The 17,467-nt window shown below is 58.0% G+C and carries 16 protein-coding genes and 1 tRNA gene; 6 read left to right on the top strand and 11 right to left on the bottom strand.

Features of this window, described 5'->3' with window-relative positions; all coding sequences use genetic code 11:
- Positions 1 to 35: 35 nt before the first annotated feature.
- From H151_RS0112395 to H151_RS17695, 10 genes are all read right to left on the bottom strand, one after another.
- A complete protein-coding gene (locus tag H151_RS0112395) occupies positions 36 to 1,358 on the bottom strand; it encodes an alginate export family protein (protein ID WP_019961982.1) in 1,323 nt (440 codons plus the stop codon).
- A gap of 176 nt (positions 1,359 to 1,534) precedes the next feature.
- Entirely contained in the window at positions 1,535 to 1,702 is a 168-nt protein-coding gene (locus H151_RS0112390; protein ID WP_019961981.1) for a DNA gyrase inhibitor YacG, read from the bottom strand.
- The gene (locus H151_RS0112385) at positions 1,699 to 2,772 is read right to left on the bottom strand and encodes a ribonuclease E/G (protein WP_019961980.1); all 1,074 of its coding nucleotides are present in this window, start codon (positions 2,770 to 2,772) and stop codon (positions 1,699 to 1,701) included. The genes H151_RS0112390 and H151_RS0112385 overlap by 4 nt, the downstream gene beginning before the upstream one ends.
- On the bottom strand, positions 2,745 to 3,350 hold the full coding sequence (locus tag H151_RS0112380; protein ID WP_019961979.1) for a Maf family nucleotide pyrophosphatase: 606 nt from the start codon (positions 3,348 to 3,350) through the stop codon (positions 2,745 to 2,747). The genes H151_RS0112385 and H151_RS0112380 overlap by 28 nt, the downstream gene beginning before the upstream one ends.
- Before the next feature lie 12 nt (positions 3,351 to 3,362).
- Positions 3,363 to 3,581 carry a translation initiation factor IF-1 gene (gene infA / locus H151_RS0112375; protein ID WP_019961978.1) on the bottom strand — a complete coding sequence of 73 codons (219 nt, stop codon included), beginning with the start codon at positions 3,579 to 3,581 and terminating at the stop codon, positions 3,363 to 3,365.
- 125 nt (positions 3,582 to 3,706) lie between these two features.
- The gene (locus H151_RS0112370; RefSeq protein ID WP_019961977.1) at positions 3,707 to 4,138 is read right to left on the bottom strand and encodes an arsenate-mycothiol transferase ArsC; all 432 of its coding nucleotides are present in this window, start codon (positions 4,136 to 4,138) and stop codon (positions 3,707 to 3,709) included.
- A complete protein-coding gene (locus H151_RS0112365) occupies positions 4,135 to 4,620 on the bottom strand; it encodes a UPF0262 family protein (RefSeq protein WP_019961976.1) in 486 nt (161 codons plus the stop codon). The genes H151_RS0112370 and H151_RS0112365 overlap by 4 nt, the downstream gene beginning before the upstream one ends.
- Positions 4,621 to 4,647: 27 nt before the next feature.
- Positions 4,648 to 5,094: a DUF2948 family protein gene (locus H151_RS16405; RefSeq protein ID WP_019961975.1), complete on the bottom strand. Its 447-nt coding sequence runs from the start codon at positions 5,092 to 5,094 to the stop codon at positions 4,648 to 4,650.
- Between the two features lie 6 nt (positions 5,095 to 5,100).
- Entirely contained in the window at positions 5,101 to 6,375 is a 1,275-nt protein-coding gene (gene murA, locus H151_RS0112355) for a UDP-N-acetylglucosamine 1-carboxyvinyltransferase (RefSeq protein ID WP_019961974.1), read from the bottom strand.
- 104 nt (positions 6,376 to 6,479) lie between these two features.
- A complete protein-coding gene (locus H151_RS17695; protein ID WP_169336752.1) occupies positions 6,480 to 6,656 on the bottom strand; it encodes a hypothetical protein in 177 nt (58 codons plus the stop codon).
- A gap of 151 nt (positions 6,657 to 6,807) precedes the next feature.
- Between H151_RS17695 and H151_RS0112345 the strand changes: the two genes are divergently transcribed.
- From H151_RS0112345 to H151_RS0112330, 4 genes are all read left to right on the top strand, one after another.
- Positions 6,808 to 6,882: transfer RNA gene (locus H151_RS0112345), tRNA-Thr, on the top strand.
- Between the two features lie 1,140 nt (positions 6,883 to 8,022).
- Positions 8,023 to 8,541 (top strand): hypothetical protein, encoded by a 519-nt coding sequence (locus tag H151_RS0112340; RefSeq protein ID WP_019961972.1) that lies wholly within the window; start codon positions 8,023 to 8,025, stop codon positions 8,539 to 8,541.
- Positions 8,542 to 8,571: 30 nt separating this feature from the next.
- The gene (locus H151_RS0112335; protein ID WP_019961971.1) at positions 8,572 to 10,686 is read left to right on the top strand and encodes a TonB-dependent receptor plug domain-containing protein; all 2,115 of its coding nucleotides are present in this window, start codon (positions 8,572 to 8,574) and stop codon (positions 10,684 to 10,686) included.
- 197 nt (positions 10,687 to 10,883) lie between these two features.
- Positions 10,884 to 12,125, top strand: coding sequence for a restriction endonuclease subunit S domain-containing protein (locus tag H151_RS0112330; protein ID WP_156823500.1), 1,242 nt, complete (start codon positions 10,884 to 10,886; stop codon positions 12,123 to 12,125).
- Here H151_RS0112330 and H151_RS16395 read toward each other — a convergent pair.
- The gene (locus H151_RS16395) at positions 12,122 to 12,970 is read right to left on the bottom strand and encodes a DUF2793 domain-containing protein (protein WP_019961969.1); all 849 of its coding nucleotides are present in this window, start codon (positions 12,968 to 12,970) and stop codon (positions 12,122 to 12,124) included. The two genes, H151_RS0112330 and H151_RS16395, sit on opposite strands and share 4 nt — an antisense overlap.
- 236 nt (positions 12,971 to 13,206) lie before the next feature.
- Here H151_RS16395 and H151_RS16390 point away from each other — a divergent pair, with 236 nt between their 5' ends.
- Positions 13,207 to 15,099, top strand: coding sequence for a methylmalonyl-CoA mutase family protein (locus tag H151_RS16390; protein ID WP_019961968.1), 1,893 nt, complete (start codon positions 13,207 to 13,209; stop codon positions 15,097 to 15,099).
- Positions 15,099 to 17,228 (top strand): methylmalonyl-CoA mutase, encoded by a 2,130-nt coding sequence (gene scpA / locus H151_RS0112315; RefSeq protein WP_019961967.1) that lies wholly within the window; start codon positions 15,099 to 15,101, stop codon positions 17,226 to 17,228. The genes H151_RS16390 and scpA overlap by 1 nt, the downstream gene beginning before the upstream one ends.
- The last annotated feature ends 239 nt before the right edge of the window (positions 17,229 to 17,467 follow it).

Genomic DNA, 17,467 nt, shown 5'->3' with positions numbered 1-17,467 from the left:
AAGACAAGCCCCGCTCAAGAGAGTGGGGCTTTTCTTTAAAAACTCACCGTCACCATGCCATAGCCATAAAGGCTATCGCCGGCATCATTGGCGTTTGGGGCCTCTTCACCAAAGCGGCCGCGAATAAACCAAGCGCCGCCGACCTCCAAGCGCACCTGATCTTTGATGGCCCAATAGCGCCAGCGCGTATCGAAATGATGCCCAATAAAGCGCCCTGACGCGCCCGCCGGGTCAACGACGCCCGCACCCGCCCAGGCGTCCTGATTGGCCGCCAGCGACGCCGCCTTCCACACCAGACGCCCATCAAGAGGGCCGTTTTTCACGGTCAGGCGCACACCGGGCGCAGACACATTCGCGCGGCGCAAAGGCCCAGAAATACCGGTTTGACCAAAATCTGTCCGGCGTAGCCCATAAAGCGGGTCATAGCGTTCAAAGTCAGCCGTGTCTGGATCATTGCCACTGGCATATTCATATTCCAACGCTAAGCGCGGGCGCCAGGCGTGATCCCAGCTATAGCCCAGTCCACCATGAAGCGTTGCGGCGCGCACATCACGATCCTCACGCTCACCAACCTGGACAGCGACTTCTAAATCCCAGTCCCATTCGCCGACCTTCGGCGCTTTGACGACGCGAAAGCCCGGCGTATAGAGGCGACGATCAGCCTTCTCCTGTTCGGTAAGGCCAAAGACGAACAGCTCTAAAGCGCTCGCCCCAAAGGCTTCAGGCCTTGTGTAGTGAAGACCGAAAACCTGCTGGTTCCAGTTTTCCTCATCAAAGGCGTGCTGATTATCTTGAAGCCCTGTAAAATCGGCCGGTTGGCGCGCGACAGGCACGGCCAGAAAAGCGCGCCATTGTCCGCCCTCGTCATCTTTCACACTCAGATCTGCCCCGGTAAAGGCATCAATTGTGTTGCGAAACCCATTACGCCCTTGAAAGCGCTGACTGCCCACATCAATCGACATCCGGCCCACCTTAAAGTCGGCCTTCGCCCCGTTGAACAGAGGCGACACATCAAAGCGCGCATAAGCTTGAAGAATATCCGCAGTATTGATCATGCTGGAGGAGAGCGCAGAGCCGCTATCATCCAGATAAACGCGCGAATCTTGTAATTCGATGGTGAAATCGGCAAGCGCCGTCTCGATATCAAACTGTATGAGGGTCCGTCCTGAAAAGGCCTGATCGCTGCCGCCCATCCCGGCGCGAAATTGCCCGTCGAGACTTTCATAGCGCCAGCGCGTTTCACCCGACACGCTCAGCCAGTCTGGCGTGGTCAACGCGTCGTCCAAGCGCCAAGGCTCCTGGGCCTCAACGATCCCGCTCACCCCAAGCACTAAGCCTAAAATACCAAGAATTTTCATAACCTCACCCCAAATCTTACTGGGGATATAACCGAGTCACGCCCATATTTCAACTGTTCGTCAAATAACGAAATGAGCTGATGTATTGACACAACAGCTCACGCGAGCAGGCGCTTGCGCTCAGTCTTGCTTGAAAATTAAAAGATGATCTTAATCAAGCGCGTAGGAAGAGCGCGCTAATCGCACTCTTCCTCATCATGGGTTTTAACAGGCTCACCGGCCACGGCATAATCACCCGCCAGCCAATGGCCCAGATCCGCATCCGCACAGCGTTTGGAGCAGAAGGGACGATAGTCCTTCACACTGGGCTTTTTGCAAATGGGGCAGCGTGGGCCGTCACTCATGCCACCGCCTCATAGGCGCGCTCAGGCTTGGCGTCATCCAAGACCAGCTCAAAGCGTGCGCCCAAACGTGCCGTCATCGCCTTGCGCCAGCCCATCGTGTCGCGATCGAGCCACTCAAACACGGCCTTACCGGCCTTCAACGTCACCATAGGCTTACGGCTATTGGCGCGCGCTTCACGTTCCAACTGGGCCAAGGCCCCCAGCGCACAGCTTTCCACGCTCAATCGTCCCGAAGCATCGAGCAGCACTTCATAGAGCGAACGCGTGATGCGTTGACGTGCCAGCTCCATAATCGCAAAGCGAGACAGGGGCGCGACGTCGATTTTCGCCAAATCACCCCGAAAATTGCTTTTCACCGCGACGTGCAAATTGCTTTGATCGGCTTTTTTCTTCAAGGGCAGGAAATCAATCGCCACCACGCCGCCAATGCCGCGAAGGCGGATCTGGCGACAGGCTTCACGCGCGGCAACCTTGTTAAGCTCCACCGCCAAGCGTCCGGCCCCGCCCTTAGGCTCGCTGCGCCCGGCCGAATCCACATCAATCGTGGTCATCGCCGCGGTCGGCTCGATGATCAAACGCCCGCCCCCTTGCAAGGGCACGTATTTATCAAGGGCCATATCGAACTCGGCATCCATGTCGAAATCAGCCTCCCTCTCCTTACGGATGGGGGCTTCAAACAGGCGCGACAAACGCTCCGCCAGGCTGGGGGCTGGGACAAGACATTCAGGCGCATCACCGCCATGGACCTCATCCAGTTCGACGATATTCAGCGTTGGGCCTTTTTCACCAAAGGCTTCACGCCCGATTTGCACCGGGATTGCTGCGCCTTCATGAATGCCGCTCGGGCGTTGCGCGCCAAAGGGCAGGAAGCCTTCAGGGCCTTTGCCCAGATCACAAAACGCCCCGTTCAGGCTGTCATCAACGGTGCGCACGCGCGCGAGATAAATCTCACCGCGAATGGCGCGGGTCTTGCGTTCACTCCAACGCTCGACATGCAACTCACACACCCGCTCGCCCGAGACCACTGCGGCACGGGTTTCACCTACTCGTTCTTGGACGATGACACGCATACTGGATATCCCAAGCCCATCAACAACTGACGGGTTTCATAAACAGGTAAACCGACAACCCCGGTATAAGAGCCCTGCAGCGACACGATAAAGGCCCCGGCCCGGCCTTGAATGCCATAGCCGCCCGCTTTGCCCTGCCATTCCATACTGTCGAGATAGTCGGCGATTTCAGGCTCGCTCAAGCGCTTAAACGCAATGCGCGTCTCGGCGATCCGGTGCGCTTCACGCCCATCGGGCGCGCGCACACTGACCCCGGTATAAACCCGGTGATTACGCCCAGACATCAAACGCAGACAGGCCTCGGCCTCTTCACGCGTCTCCGTCTTGGGCAGATCACGCCGCCCCACACCGACCACCGTGTCACTGGCCAGAACATAGGCCCCTTGATGATGAGCCGCGCCTAGCTTTTCACGCGCCAAACGCGCCGCCAACGCACGCGGCAGCTCGCCTTTGATCGGGGTCTCATCAATATCGGTGGGCGCAATGTCATCGGGGGGCAAGCCGATCTGGGTCAGCAGATCGCGCCGTCGCGGTGAGGCACTGGCCAAAATAAGAAGGGGTCGATCACCCATAATCATAAAAGCCCACGCTTATTTGAAGCGATAGGTAATCCGGCCTTTAGTCAGATCATAAGGGGTCATTTCCACGAGCACCTTATCGCCCGCCAGAACGCGGATGCGGTTTTTACGCATTTTACCCGCCGTATGGGCAATAATCTCGTGATCATTTTCCAGCTTCACCCGGAAGGTGGCATTCGGCAGAAGTTCGGTTACTTCACCGGGAAATTCTAATAGCTCTTCTTTCGCCATGCAGCTCCTCATTGTGGCTAGCGAACGGACAAACGCAAAAAGCGGCTGACGTGTTCCCACGCGCCGCCTTACGTGTAGGCGCGCCTTATACGCCCTGTCGCCCCATTCGTCGAGAGGCCTTTACTTTAGGCTGATTCAAGCCTTAGGTCTTTAATCAATTGGCTAAGGGTGTCACGCACACTGCGATACGCGGCCAGGCGCACATCGCGGTTGCCACTGATCTGGGCGGGATCGGGAATATCCCAACTTAAAAACCTGGCTTTATGCGCCTCAGCCAGATCGGCAACCTGGGGGGCAATCTCAGACGCGAGGCAAATCACCAGCTGGAAATCTTCATCGGCCATCGCGCCCAGATCGCGCGGCTCAAAACCCGACAGATCGTGGCCCGCCTCCTCCATCACCGCAATCATGAAGCCATCCGGATAGGCCGCAGGCTCAAGTCCACATGAGAGAACTTGGCTAGCCGAGCCATATTCCGCGCGCCACAGCGCTTCGGCCATGGGCGAGCGCACGGCATTGCGCGCACACACGAACAGAACCGGGCTTGGCACGCTCATGTATTGAGGCTCCGGCGTGATAGGGCGCAGATCAGGGTAAACAAGCGCCGCGCGGTTTCAAAATCGACCGTGATCTTGCCTTCCAGACGCTCTTTTAACAGGCTGGAGCCTTCATTATGCACTCCGCGTCGGCCCATATCGATGGCCTCGATTTGGCTGAGGGACGCATCGCGAACGGCCTCATAATAGCTTTCACAGATCAAGAAATAATCCTTGATGATCCGGCGCAGCGGGCCCAGCGCGAACACGAAGGTATGAACCGGATGACCGTCTTGATAGCTGACATCAAAGACCAGGCGCTGATCCTCAACCGCCAGGCGTAGGATATAGGGGCCCGGCTGGGCATCGAGGGGCGCAAAATAATTCGCCTCTAACAGGTCGGCGATGGCGACACGGCGCTCATGCTCCCCTTCCGGGTCGGCGCGCCCGATGGTGGTGCTATCAAGATCCAGCTTGATCAAATGGTAGCCCGCATCACTCACGCCATCACCCTCAATTGTTCACAGGCCCTAATCATCAATCTGGTGTTTGGGCCGCGAGGATGCGCCCCATGGCTCAGAAATATCGGCCAAGATCATGTCGACACATTCCACCGATAAACGCAATTGTCCATCGCCGGAAAAGGTCAAAACCATATCCCCGCCGGGGCCGTCAGCCTCGCCTTCAAAACTGATGGAGAGGAGCGAGACCACACCTTCATCCAGCCCCTGCTTCAAACGCTTGGCCTGGGCCTGTAAAACGCCATGGATTTGCAAGGCAGAGCGTACGCGCAGCCCCGCCCCGCGCTGACCCAGCTCCCCGCAGAAGCGGTTAAAGACCAGGCGGAAGATATGCGATTTTGGCTCATAGGAAAAATCGCCGATCTGGGCGATTGCATCCTGTAAGGCGGCAGAGAAGATGGTGACATCCTCTCCGCTTTCGGCCAGAAGCTTCAAAGGCTTATAGGGCTTTGCCACGTCTATTTACTCTCTATCATTGACCCGGCGGATATCCGCCCCGCAGCGGGATAATTTCTCTTCCAGGCGCTCGAACCCGCGATCAAGATGGTAGACCCGGTTGATCTCGGTCTCGCCCTTGGCCGCCAGCCCGGCTATGACCAGGCTGACCGAAGCGCGCAAATCCGTCGCCATCACCGGCGCACCGGTCAGCTTGGCCGGACCGCGCACCACCGCTTCACGCCCGCGCACATGGATGTCAGCGCCCATGCGCGACAGCTCAGGCGCGTGCATAAACCGATTTTCGAAAATTGTCTCGGTCATGACCGAGGCCCCTTCGGCCAACACCATCAGGCCCATAAATTGCGCCTGCAAATCGGTCGGGAAACCGGGATAAGGCCGGGTCTCGATATCAACCGCCTTGATCGGTGTGGCTGGGTCACGCTCAACCTCCACCCAGTCTTCGCCCTGAGTGATCGTCACGCCCGCCTGTTCCATCGCGCTCCATAAGGCGTCATTATGCTGTGGGCGCACCTGGGTCAAACGCACCTTGCCGCCTGCCGCCGCGGCCGCCAGCGCATAGGTGCCGGTCTCGATACGATCGGGCACCACCGGCCAATGGGCTCCGGACAGCTTTTCCACGCCTTCAATGGTGATGGTAGAGGTGCCCGCGCCAGACACTTTCGCGCCCATCGCGTTCAAACATCCGGCAAGATCGGCAATCTCTGGCTCACACGCGCAGTTTTCCAGCACACTTGTGCCGCTGGCCAAGGTCGCCGCCAACATAGTGTGCTCCGTCGCGCCGACAGACACGAAGGGAAACACCACGCGCCCGCCTTTTAAGCGCCCACCGGGCACTTTCGCCTCGACATAGCCTTCGCTCAGCTCAATCTCCGCGCCCAGCGCCTCAAACGCTTTGAGGTGCAAATCCACCGGACGCGCACCAATCGCACAGCCCCCAGGCAGAGAGACCTTCGCCGCCCCCATGCGCGCCAGCAACGGCCCCAAGACGTTAAAGGTCGCGCGCATCTTACGCACCAGCTCATAAGGCGCGGTGGTATTGGTGATATCCTTGGCATTTAAGGTCAGGACCGAGCCCGCATCCTCACTGGAATGCACCCCCAGATGGGCCAGCAAATGCGCCATGAAACGCGTGTCCGCCAAGCGCGGCGCATTGGACAGCACCAAAGGCTCGTCGGTCAACAGACACGCCGCCATCAGCTTCAGAGCCGAGTTTTTCGCCCCTGACATTGGAATTTCACCATGAAGGGGGTTACCGCCGCGAAGAAGAATGCGATCCATATCAAGCCTCAATCTCTGTCTTAGATCTGTAGATAGACGCGCCCGGCCTGGGACGCGAGGGGGAGGACGCACCCTTCAGCATAAGAAAGGCGAGGTTTCGGTCTTTATGAGGCCGGCTTGGCCGGTTTTGGGGCTTTTCTGCGTCGCAAATTCGCGCGCAACGCCGCCGCCAAGCGATCTTCACGCCCTTCTTTCTTCGGCGCAGGCTTTTTGACGGGCGCGGGCGGCGCAGCGTCCACAGCCCCTTCATCGCTATCGGGATCAAGAGAGGGCTTCGGCATTTTAGGATCTGAGTTCATGGAAGTTTCTGCAGTCGTTTTTTCGTTATTTTGCGTCTGTTTCAGCCCCTTTTACTGACCTTATCTGCAATCAAGGTCAAGCCCGCACTTGGCGGAACGAGAATCATGGGCTATATCGCCCGCCTCGCACAGTGCCGCCGTAGCTCAGGGGTAGAGCGCATCCTTGGTAAGGCTGAGGTCCGGAGTTCAAATCTCCGCGGCGGCACCATTCTCCCCAGTCTTTATATATTAAGATCCTCGCTAAAGCTGCGGGCGCGCGTCACAGGGGCGAATGGATCCCGGCTCAAGGCCGGGAACCCGGTCGGCATTTTCCCATCAACGCGGCCCCGGACTTGATCCGGGGTCCATCAACCCCAAAGGGGTTGCGAGCGCGAATGCGCGCCCGCAGCGTAAGCGAGGATACTAAACAAAATCGCCCCCTCCGGCCTTTCAGGCCACCTCCCCCGCGTCGCAGGGGAGGACTTCATCGTGTTTGTCATCCCGGGCAAACCTAGTGCGACCCGGGATCTATTGAGATTGCCCTTGAGGCCCATAGATCCCGGCTCAAGGCCGGGATGACAGGGTTCTCTTTGTCCTACCGCCTATCGGCTAGTTGAGGGCGCTTTCTTTGCGCTACCGGCTATCGCCTACTTGAGGGCCTCCCCACACGGGCGAATGGATCCCGGCTCAAGGCCGGGAACCCGGTCGGCATTTTCCCATCAACGCGGCCCCGGACTTGATCCGGGGTCCATCAACCCCAAAGGGGTTGCGAGCGCGAATGCGCGCCCGCAGCGTAAGCGAGGATACTAAACAAAATCGCCCCCTCCGGCCTTTCAGGCCACCTCCCCCGCGTCGCAGTGGAGGACTTCAACGTGTTTGTCATCCCGGAGCAGCGAAGCGCACATCCGGGATCTATTGAGTTTGCCATGAAAGCGCATGGATCCCCGATCACGTCGGGGATGACAGGGTTCTCTTTGTCCTACCGCTATCGGCTAGTTGAGGCCAGCCCACGGGCACGGATGACCAAGAGCGCGACACAGGCCCTCGCCTGGACATCCGCATTTAACGCTAAGGCGCGACTGAGACAGCTCTCATTGACTTTATTGCGACGCTCATTCGTGTGATTCTGAACGCGGTATATCTTCGCACCAGACCGCGCGCCCGTGTTAAACACACGCACCGTCATCAGATTTTCACCCCACCTTCACCGTGGCACTTTTATCACATCGCCGCAGCTCATGCGCATTGCGCACATTTGGTGAAAGCATTCATTAATACCATTTACCTTAAACCTCACTCCAGTTTTGTCGTTCAGTGAACACCAAAAATCGCCATTTGGCCAAAGCTTCAAATCTGGAGAGAGGTTGCCATGCGCTTCATCCTTGCCGCCGCCCTCGCGGCTTTACCCCTACTCACTGCGGGCGCATCCGCCCAAATGTCCGAACGTGATCTGGCCATCATCGGGCGCGCGCTTAACTTCGTTGAAGGCGGCCAGCCCGGCCAACGGGTCGTGGCCCTCATCTATGATGATGCCGGCCAAGCCGAAGCCGAGGCCCTTAACGTCGCTATGGCGAGCGGCTACAGCGCCCGTGACATCACCATGGTCTCGCGCATGGTTCCGGCCAGCGAAGCGGCCAGTTCTTTAAGTGGCGTTGATGCAGCCATCCTGCTGGGCGGCGTATCAGGTGGCACCCCTGCAATCGCGCAAGCCGCGGGCTCTAACGGGGTCATGACCGTCTCCGCCAATATGGGCTGCGTCACCAGTGGTCAATGTGTTTTAGGCGTTCAAAGCGCGCCTGCCGTGCGCATCGTGGTCAGCCAATCGGCAGCCAGCGCAGCCTCCGTCAGTTTTGCCACCGCCTTCGCCATGATGATCGAGCAGATCTAACCTCAGACCCCAGAATAAAGGATATTGATCATGTTACGTAAAAGCTTGATGACTTCCGCAGGGGTCCTGATCGCTAGCGCAGCGTGCAACGCCGCCGGTGCTCAGTCCCTCGATTATGATGTGATGACCGAACTCTTCGGCGAGGCCGTCACCAATAGCGCCACAGGTAAGCCACAACGCGCCTCTGAAGTGCCGGCCGCGATGGTGATCATCACCCAAGAGGATATTCAGCGCCTGCCCGAGCGCGACATTCCCGGTATTTTGCGCCATTATGCAGGCGTGGATATGGCGCGATGGACCGCCGGGGCCCAGGATGTGGGTATTCGCGGCTATAACCAGCCTTTGTCGCCCCGCTTATTGGTGTTGATTGATGGCCGTCAGGTTTATCTTGATCACTTTGGCTATACGGCTTGGCGCACCCTGCCCGTTCAGCTGTCAGAAATTCAACAGATTGAGCTGATCAAAGGCCCCCAAAGCGCGCTTTATGGCTTCAACGCGGTATCGGGTGTGGTTAACATCATCACCAAAGATCCGCTGAAACATGACACGAGCTTCAACGTCACCGCCAATACGACCTTTGAAGGCACCGATGAAGTCAACGCCGTCCTTTCCTACAATATGAATGACAAAATTGGTATTCGATTGAGCGCCGGTGTCGGTCAGGAAAAAGAGTATGGGTATAATAATACCTATCTCAATGATGCCGATAACTTCTTCGCGACCTATTCTTATGACGCAGCAGAAGATATCCAACTCTCTGGTACGATGAACTTCCAGTTCGCGCCCAACACTACGGGTATGATTGAACTCTCTCATGCCCATGTCAATCAGATGGACATGCAGCCTAACTTCTTCACCGCCAATGCGCGCTATCGCCTGTTTTCTGCGCGCGGTAGGGTCGAAAGTGATACCGATTGGGGTTTGATCAGCGCTTCTCTCTATCGCAACACCGGAACGCTAACCAGTGTTGGCTCATCCTTCGCGGTGGCAGATCCAGAATATATTCAGCCTTCAAAAAACACCGTCACGGTCTTTCAGCTTCAAGACCTGTTCCAGGTCGGCACCAGCAACACCTTCCGCATCGGGTTCGAGTGGCGTAGCAATGTGCTGGAATCCTCCCCCGATCCGCGCAATGGCGACACGCAATATAAAGTCCTGTCGCTGTCTGGCATGTGGGACCGCGCCATCACGCCGACCTTGCGCTCAACCGTGGCGGTTCGCGTTGATCGCCTGGACCTGGAACGCACCGGAACGGTGGATGATATCTATTGGTTCACCGCTGCAGACTTTGACCGCGAGATCACAGAGCCCAGCTATAATCTGGGCCTTGTCTGGAATAAGGGCGAGATGGGGATTTTCCGCGCCAATGCCTCGCGCGGTGTACAAACACCATCCTTGTCGGAATTTGGCCTGACCCAGCTGACCGGATCGCCTACAGCCGTTAGCATTCTGGATGCCGGTAATCCGCTGATCAAACCGACCATCGTTCAAAACTATGAAATCGGTTGGGACCGCGCCTTGAAAACTTTGGCGGATATGCGCCTGAGTGTGTTCTATCAAAAATCGGAAGACCTTAAGTCCTTCCTGTCCTATCATCCTACTTTGAACCCACCCGACGCCCCAGAAGTTTCAACGCGCTTCGACAATGTCGGCGAATCGAGCGCTTGGGGTATTGAGTTGGATTTGAGCGGTGATGCGCCGTTTAATCTCGATTGGGGTATCAACTACACCTATGAAAAGGTCAATGATGACCTGGTCGGCGTGTTTGGCGTCTTTGATCGCCCCTATTATACCCCGGGCCAAGTGGTCCGTAACCGCTATACCGGGTTCGAAGATTCAACGCCCAATCATAAAGTCAATGCCCGCGTCAACTGGACCAAAGACAATTGGCATTTAGGGGTCTTCGGCAATTATGTTGATGAAGTCACTTATCCTGATCGCTGGCTGATCTCTAACGGCAGAACGTATGACACCGATGTCAGCGCCTATTTGGCCCTGTCCTTCCGGGCCGATTATCGCGTGAATGATCACCTGGCCCTCAATGTCATCGGGCGCAATGTCAATTTCGGCAATGATGGGGTGCGGACCAATCGCGCAACGCGCGAAGAGTCCAGCATCTGGGCCGGGATCTCCGCCGACTTCTAAGTCCGGACATCTTGAAGCTTAACTAAGGGGCAACATCTTGATGATGTTGCCCCTTTTTCCTTGTCGCAAGGTAAAGCTTTATTAAGCCAAAGCTTGAAATTCGTATGACCGATCCCTCACTTTATGATCTCATGCACATCTTAAATGGGGTGAGTGTGCGTGGGGAAGCGTCACGACGCTTTGTAGATGGGTAAACCGTGACTGAAATGGTGACAAATCGGCTGCATGCAGCCCGGCGCCGTGTGGGTGACCTGTCGATCGTTCAACGCAACGAATCCTCATGTCGTATGCTGGATTTACCCTCTGCGCATTTACGCTTCAGCAAAGACGCCGATTACAAGGCGCGCCCGCTGTTCAATTCCCCGATCTTGAACCGCGCCCTGATCCTTAAGCACACACTTCACAATCACGAGCGTGAGTTTTTGCGCCTCAATCGCTTTGTCGGCACGAAAATCATCATTCCTATTTCAGTGGGTGATTTATCGATGGGCGGCTTTACGGCCTTCTATGAAGAATCAAACTTCGCCAATCTGATCCGCGAACCGGCGTGCAAAAACCTGGACGATGATGAGTTTGGCGATGACATGGCACGCCTGGCAGAGATTGCGGCACTGCCGTCTTTTGATCCCTATCTGGCCAGCGAACGCCTGAAGCGTCGCGGCTTTGACGTCTCTGAGCATTATTTCAACGTCACCAATGCTGATCTGGAGCGCATGCGCACCAAGATCGGAGAAGAGGTGGTGCGCCTGGTCACCCTCGCCTTCAAAGCCTGCTTTGAAGATGCCGATATCCATGTCGAGAAACTGGGCGAGTTGCTGTTCGATGAGGGCAATGACCACACGCTGGAGCCTTTACGCCTCGCCTTGAAACTGGATGAGGCAGAGTTCCGCCGCTCCATGTTCGCGTGGAAGGGCTTTCTTTATTACAAGATGCAGCTGGAAGAAACCAAAGACCAGGTCAAGCCGATGATCGCGGAGATGATGAGCCTGGACTTTGCCCCCAGCCATAAGACCAAAGGCCCCCCGCTGGATCGCACGAAGCGCCGGATCGCGAAGCTGATGTATGAACGCTATAACCAGATCAATGAAACGATCATGGTTTATGATGCCGCGTTTCAAGCCTTCACCAAATCCGGACGTCCGGGTCCGTTTCGCACCTTCCTGCTGCAAGCGCCGCGCGTCTTCATTGATACCGGCGAGCGTATGGCGTGCCTGCAACATATTATGGACTTCTGGCGTCGGCATTTCCCGACCAATGCGCCGCGCGAAACCTTATCCTTCGATGCCTGGGTCAATCTGTTTCAAGACTTTGAGCAGACCTTGTCGGGCGATCTGAAGCTGGATGCCTTGAAACGCTCTGATGAAGCCAAGATCGCTCCGGTTGTGCCGACCCCGGAAGTCTTGGAGTTTGATGCCGATGGGCGCGAGGTTGTGCGCTAAGCCAAGCTCAAGCGCGCTTCACGGATAATCCCATCCTGCCCCTTCACCTTGAAGACCAGGGCCGTGTCGCTCTCCAACACCATCACCACATCGCCCCCCGATTGGGGCGTGGCATTGCTGGGCGGCGTGAACCCCACCTCGCCTTGCAGATGGTAGGGATAGCGCGGCCAGTCTGGCCCGAAGGCCGTCTTAGTCCCGCCCTCCACACTGCGCAGCACGGTGGTAAAACTCCCCCCATCGGCACTGGCGCGCAGAGTGAAGGTATCATCGCCCAGCAAACCGATTTCTGCACGCGTCGACCAATTGGTTTTAAACAGCAATGACAAGATGTTAGCGGGCGCTTCTTTATTCAACGTCTTATAAAGATGGCCACTGCCGCCCTCACCGGAGTTTTTCGCCGTCCACAGCGCATTATTGAGTTTGGCCGCAAAGGGATTGGTGTCATCGGCGCTGGTCCCGATACCCAGCTGCGTCAGCTCACCCAAGGCCGTTATCAGGGCATCAACCGCAACCCAGCCCTCAGACGTATTGATCACCAGGCGGTCCTCCTCAGCACAATACGCGCTCATCCCCACTTGCGGCATGAAGCGGGCCCAGGCCCCATCCTGCACCATGGCGATATCGCCCGCCTGCCAGCTCGCCCAAATCTCCCCCGTGGCTCCTGAGGGCAGAATCCAGGCCGCCCCCTCGGTTAAGACGCTGGGTTGATCCATGCGGGTGCGACTTTCCACGCTCACATGCATCAGGCCATCAATGCGGCGCAGCGCCTGATTGATCGTAACGCTCTTTTGCGCCTGGGCGGGCATGATATAGGGTAAGGCCCAGTGATAGCTGTGATCACTCATAGGGTTGGCTCCTCGCGCTGATAACGGGCTTAGGCTAAGCTGCTCCGCATCGGGGACGGATAAGCGCGCACCCAATCCCCGCCTGGAAAAGCATGGCAAGCTTTACCCCGGCGTAGACTGGCCTATAACGAACAACATAAAAATGACCGAGATATTCGGCCCGACCTATCGGACTTACAGGGGATGGCAGCCAGTTGATCTTCGCCGCCCCATACCGCGAAGAAAGGGATAAGGAAATGAGCGCTATCCGCCCCCTGGCTGAGGGATATCCCACGCCTGACCTCGCCCAATGGCGCGCCTTGTGTGACAAAGCCCTCAATGGCGCGGACTTTGATCGCGCCTTGGTGAAACGCACCAGTGATGGCCTGATCCGGGGCCCGCTGAAAACCGCGCAGGATGTGACCTTCACGAGCCCGGAAGCTTCGGCCCGCGATGAATATCTGCCCTGGCATATCCGCCAAGCGATTGTCGAGGCCGATCCCAAAGCCGCCAACGAAGCCGCCCTGACGGATCTCAATGGCGGGGTCAGCGCGCTGGAGCTGATCCTCGATCCCACGGGCCAGGCCGGCGTCGCGGTGCGCCAACGCGCCGATCTGGATAGCGTGCTGGAGGGTGTGGCCCTTGATCTCGCCCCGGTGCATCTGCGCGCGCGCGAACAAAGCCTCGCCTATGGCGCTTTATTCATGGATTACATCTCAGACCTCGCTCAACCGGCTGAGACTTTAGGTCATCTTGGGCTTTGCCCCTTTGATGAGATCGCGCTAAGCGGCTCACTTCGCGGCGATCATGATGACAACCTCAAACGCGCGGTCCATATGGCGCACGAGCTGAGCCGTCTTGCCCCCCAGATGAGCGCCTTGCGCGTCGGGGCCGATCTGGTCTTTGAAGCGGGCGGATCTGAAGCGCAAGAGCTGGCCTATAGCGCCGCCGCCGGAACCGCCTATCTCGCCGCGCTGATCGACGCCGGGCTCAGCCCGGATGTCGCCGCGCGCCAGATCGAGTTCAGCTTCGCCGCCGACAGTGATGTCCATCTGACCATCGCCAAGCTGCGCGCCGCGCGCCGGATCTGGGCCAAAATCGCCGCCAGCTTTGGCGCGGCGGGTGCGGGTCTGGTTCAACGCCAGCACGCCAGCACGGCGGCCCGTATGATGAGTGTGCGCGATCCCTGGTCGAACCTCATCCGCGTGGCCGCCGCCGGATTTGGGGCCGCCGTAGGGGGCGTGGATGGCCTGACCTTGCGTCCTTTAAGTGATGCAATTGGCGCGCCCAATCGCTTTGCCCGCCGGGTATCGCGCAATATGCAAGTGATGTTGATGGAAGAAAGCCATCTGGGCCGGGTCGCCGACCCCGCCGCGGGCAGCTTCTACCATGACAGCCTGTCTGAGGATTTGGCCCAAACCGCATGGGCTCTGTTCCAGGCCATCGAAACTGAAGGTGGGATTCTCGCCGCGCTGAAATCGCAAAGCCTACACACCGCAATCGCCGCCGTGCGTGACGCGAAGGCCAAGGATTATGCCACCGGCAAAGAGACTTTGATCGGGATCAATCAATATCCTGACCTGGAAGAGCGCGCTTTGAGCGATCTAAGCCTTCCCCATGAGATGCCTGCGCGCGCGGGCGATGTGATCACGGCGCAAAGCCCCGTCCCGGCACAGTTCGCGGCGCTGAGCCCGATGCGCTTTGCGGCACCGTTTGAGGCCCTGCGCGATGTCAGTGACACCGCCCCTGAAACGCCCAAAGCCTTCCTGGCCACGCTTGGCAGCTTGGCTGCCTTTAATGCGCGCACCAGCTTTACCACCAATCGCCTGGCCGTCGCCGGGATCATCGCAGAACCGGCCAAAGCGTATTCAGACATTGCGGCCTGCGCCGCCGCCTTCCAGGCCAGCGGCACGCGCTTTGCCGTCATCTGTGGCACGGACAGCGCTTATGACGGCGAAGGCGCAGCGCTCGCCCATGCGCTCAAAACCGCCGGTGCCGATCTCATTTGGATCGCGGGACGCGCGGGCGATAACGAGGCTGAGCTGCGCGCAGCGGGCGTGTCGCACTTCGTCCATCTTCGCTCTGATGCCCTTACAGAGCTTACCGCTGCCCTCACCACGCTGGGCCTAATGCCAGGGGAGGCTGCATAATGACAAAACCTGATTTCACCCAGATTGCCCTGGATGCCCCGCTGGCCCTGGCGCGTGAAGAGACAAGCCGCGCGCCCTTTGAAACAGCTGAAGAGATTGCGATCAAAGCCAGCTATGGCCCTCATGATCGCACCGGGTTGGATTATGTCGATAGCCTGCCGGGTTTAGCGCCCTTTAATCGCGGGCCTTACCCCACCATGTACACCCAGCGCCCTTGGACAGTGCGCCAATATGCCGGCTTCTCCACGGCTGAAGAATCCAATGCCTTTTACCGGCGCAATCTCGCCGCCGGGCAAAAGGGGCTTTCAGTGGCCTTCGATCTGGCCACGCACCGGGGCTATGATTCGGATAATCCGCGCGTCGTCGGCGATGTCGGCATGGCCGGGGTCGCGATTGATAGCATTCTTGATACCCGCCAGCTGTTCGATGGCATTCCGCTCGATCAGATGAGCGTCTCCATGACCATGAATGGCGCGGTTCTGCCGATTATGGCGCTTTATATCGTCGCGGCCGAGGAACAAGGCGTCAGTGCCGATAAGCTCTCCGGCACGATCCAGAACGACATCCTCAAAGAATTTATGGTGCGCAACACCTATATCTATCCGCCGCAGCCTTCGATGCGGATCATCTCCGACATTTTTGCGTATACCGCGCAAAATATGCCGCGCTTCAACTCGATCTCCATCTCCGGCTATCATATGCAAGAGGCGGGCGCGCCCGCGCATATTGAGCTCGCCTACACCATCGCCGATGGTCTTGATTATATCAAAGCCGGGGTCGAAGCGGGCTTGGATGTCGATGCCTTTGCCCCGCGCCTATCCTTCTTCTTTGGCATTGGCATGAATTACTTCATGGAAGTCGCCAAGCTGCGCGCCGCGCGCCTGCTATGGGCCAAGCTGGTGAAGGAACGCTTTGCGCCGAAAAGTGCTAAATCGCTTTCGCTACGCACCCATTGCCAAACCTCGGGCTGGTCTTTGACCGCCCAGGATGTCTTCAACAATGTCGGACGCACCGCGATTGAGGCCATGGCCGCCGTCGATGGCCATACCCAATCGCTGCACACCAATTCGCTCGATGAAGCGCTGGCGCTACCCACCGACTTTTCCGCCCGCATTGCGCGCAACACCCAGCTTCTCCTCCAGACCGAAGCCCACCTTTGTGATACGATCGACCCATGGGGTGGATCCTATTATGTTGAGCGCCTGACCCATGATCTGGCCGCCAAGGCGCTTGATCTGATTAGCGAAGTGGATGAGCTGGGCGGCATGGCCAAAGCCATCGAAGAAGGCACGCCCAAGCTGCGCATCGAAGAAGCCGCCGCCAAGACCCAAGCGCGCATTGATAGCGGTCTTCAGACCATTGTCGGCGTCAATAAATTCCGCTTGGATGAGCCGGAAGACGTGCCCGTTCTAAAGGTCGACAATGCCAAAGTGCGCGAGCAACAATTGGCAAAATTGGCTAAACTGCGTGCTGAGCGTGATGACAGCGCGACAAAAGCGGCACTTGCGGCCCTGGCGGATGCGGCAAAGTCCGGCACGGGCAATCTCCTCGCCCTCGCCGTGGAAGCTGCGCGCGCCAAAGCCACCGTCGGGGAAATGTCGGACGCGATGGAAACCGCCTTCGGGCGCCATCGCGCAGAGATTAAATCGGTACAGGGGGTTTATTTGAAAGCCGCAGGCCAAGACGCCAAAGTCAAAAAAGCCCAAGACGCCGCCCATGCCTTCGCCGAGGCCGAAGGGCGCCGCCCCCGGATCCTGATCGCCAAAATGGGCCAGGATGGCCATGATCGCGGCCAGAAAGTCGTCGCCTCTGCCTTTGCCGATCTGGGCTGGGATGTCGACATCGGACCGCTGTTTCAAACGCCAGAAGAAGCCGCGCGCCAGGCGGTAGAAAACGATGTTCACGTCGTGGCCGCCTCCTCGCTCGCCGCCGGTCACCTGACCCTGGTGCCCGCTTTACGCGATGAGCTGAAAGCCGAAGGGCGTAGTGACATGCTGATCGTCGTCGGCGGCGTGATCCCGCCTGAAGATGTCGCGATCTTGAAGGATATGGGTGCGGCCGCCGTCTTCCCCCCCGGCACCGTCATCGCCGATAGTGCGGTGGAATTGATTGAGCTCTTGCGGGGATAAATTTACGTACGGCCCCGGACTTGATCCGGGGTCTATCCTTAATCCTGTCACCCCAAACTTGATTTGGGGTCCATACCCCATGGCTGTATTCGGCTCTGCTCGCGCAGCACCCCCTTCAAACTCACGGCATGGATGCCAGATCAAGTCTGGCATGACATCTAAGTAGAGGGTGTCATCCCGGATTTAATCCGGGATCTATGCACTTCAAAAGGCAAACTCAATAGATCCCGGATCTCACT

It is taken from the genome of Woodsholea maritima DSM 17123 (assembly GCF_000382325.1).
GTDB classification, from domain to species: domain Bacteria; phylum Pseudomonadota; class Alphaproteobacteria; order Caulobacterales; family Maricaulaceae; genus Woodsholea; species Woodsholea maritima.
The sequence above is the reverse complement of the archived record's forward strand: the minus strand, read 5'-3'. Positions and strand labels throughout refer to the sequence as shown.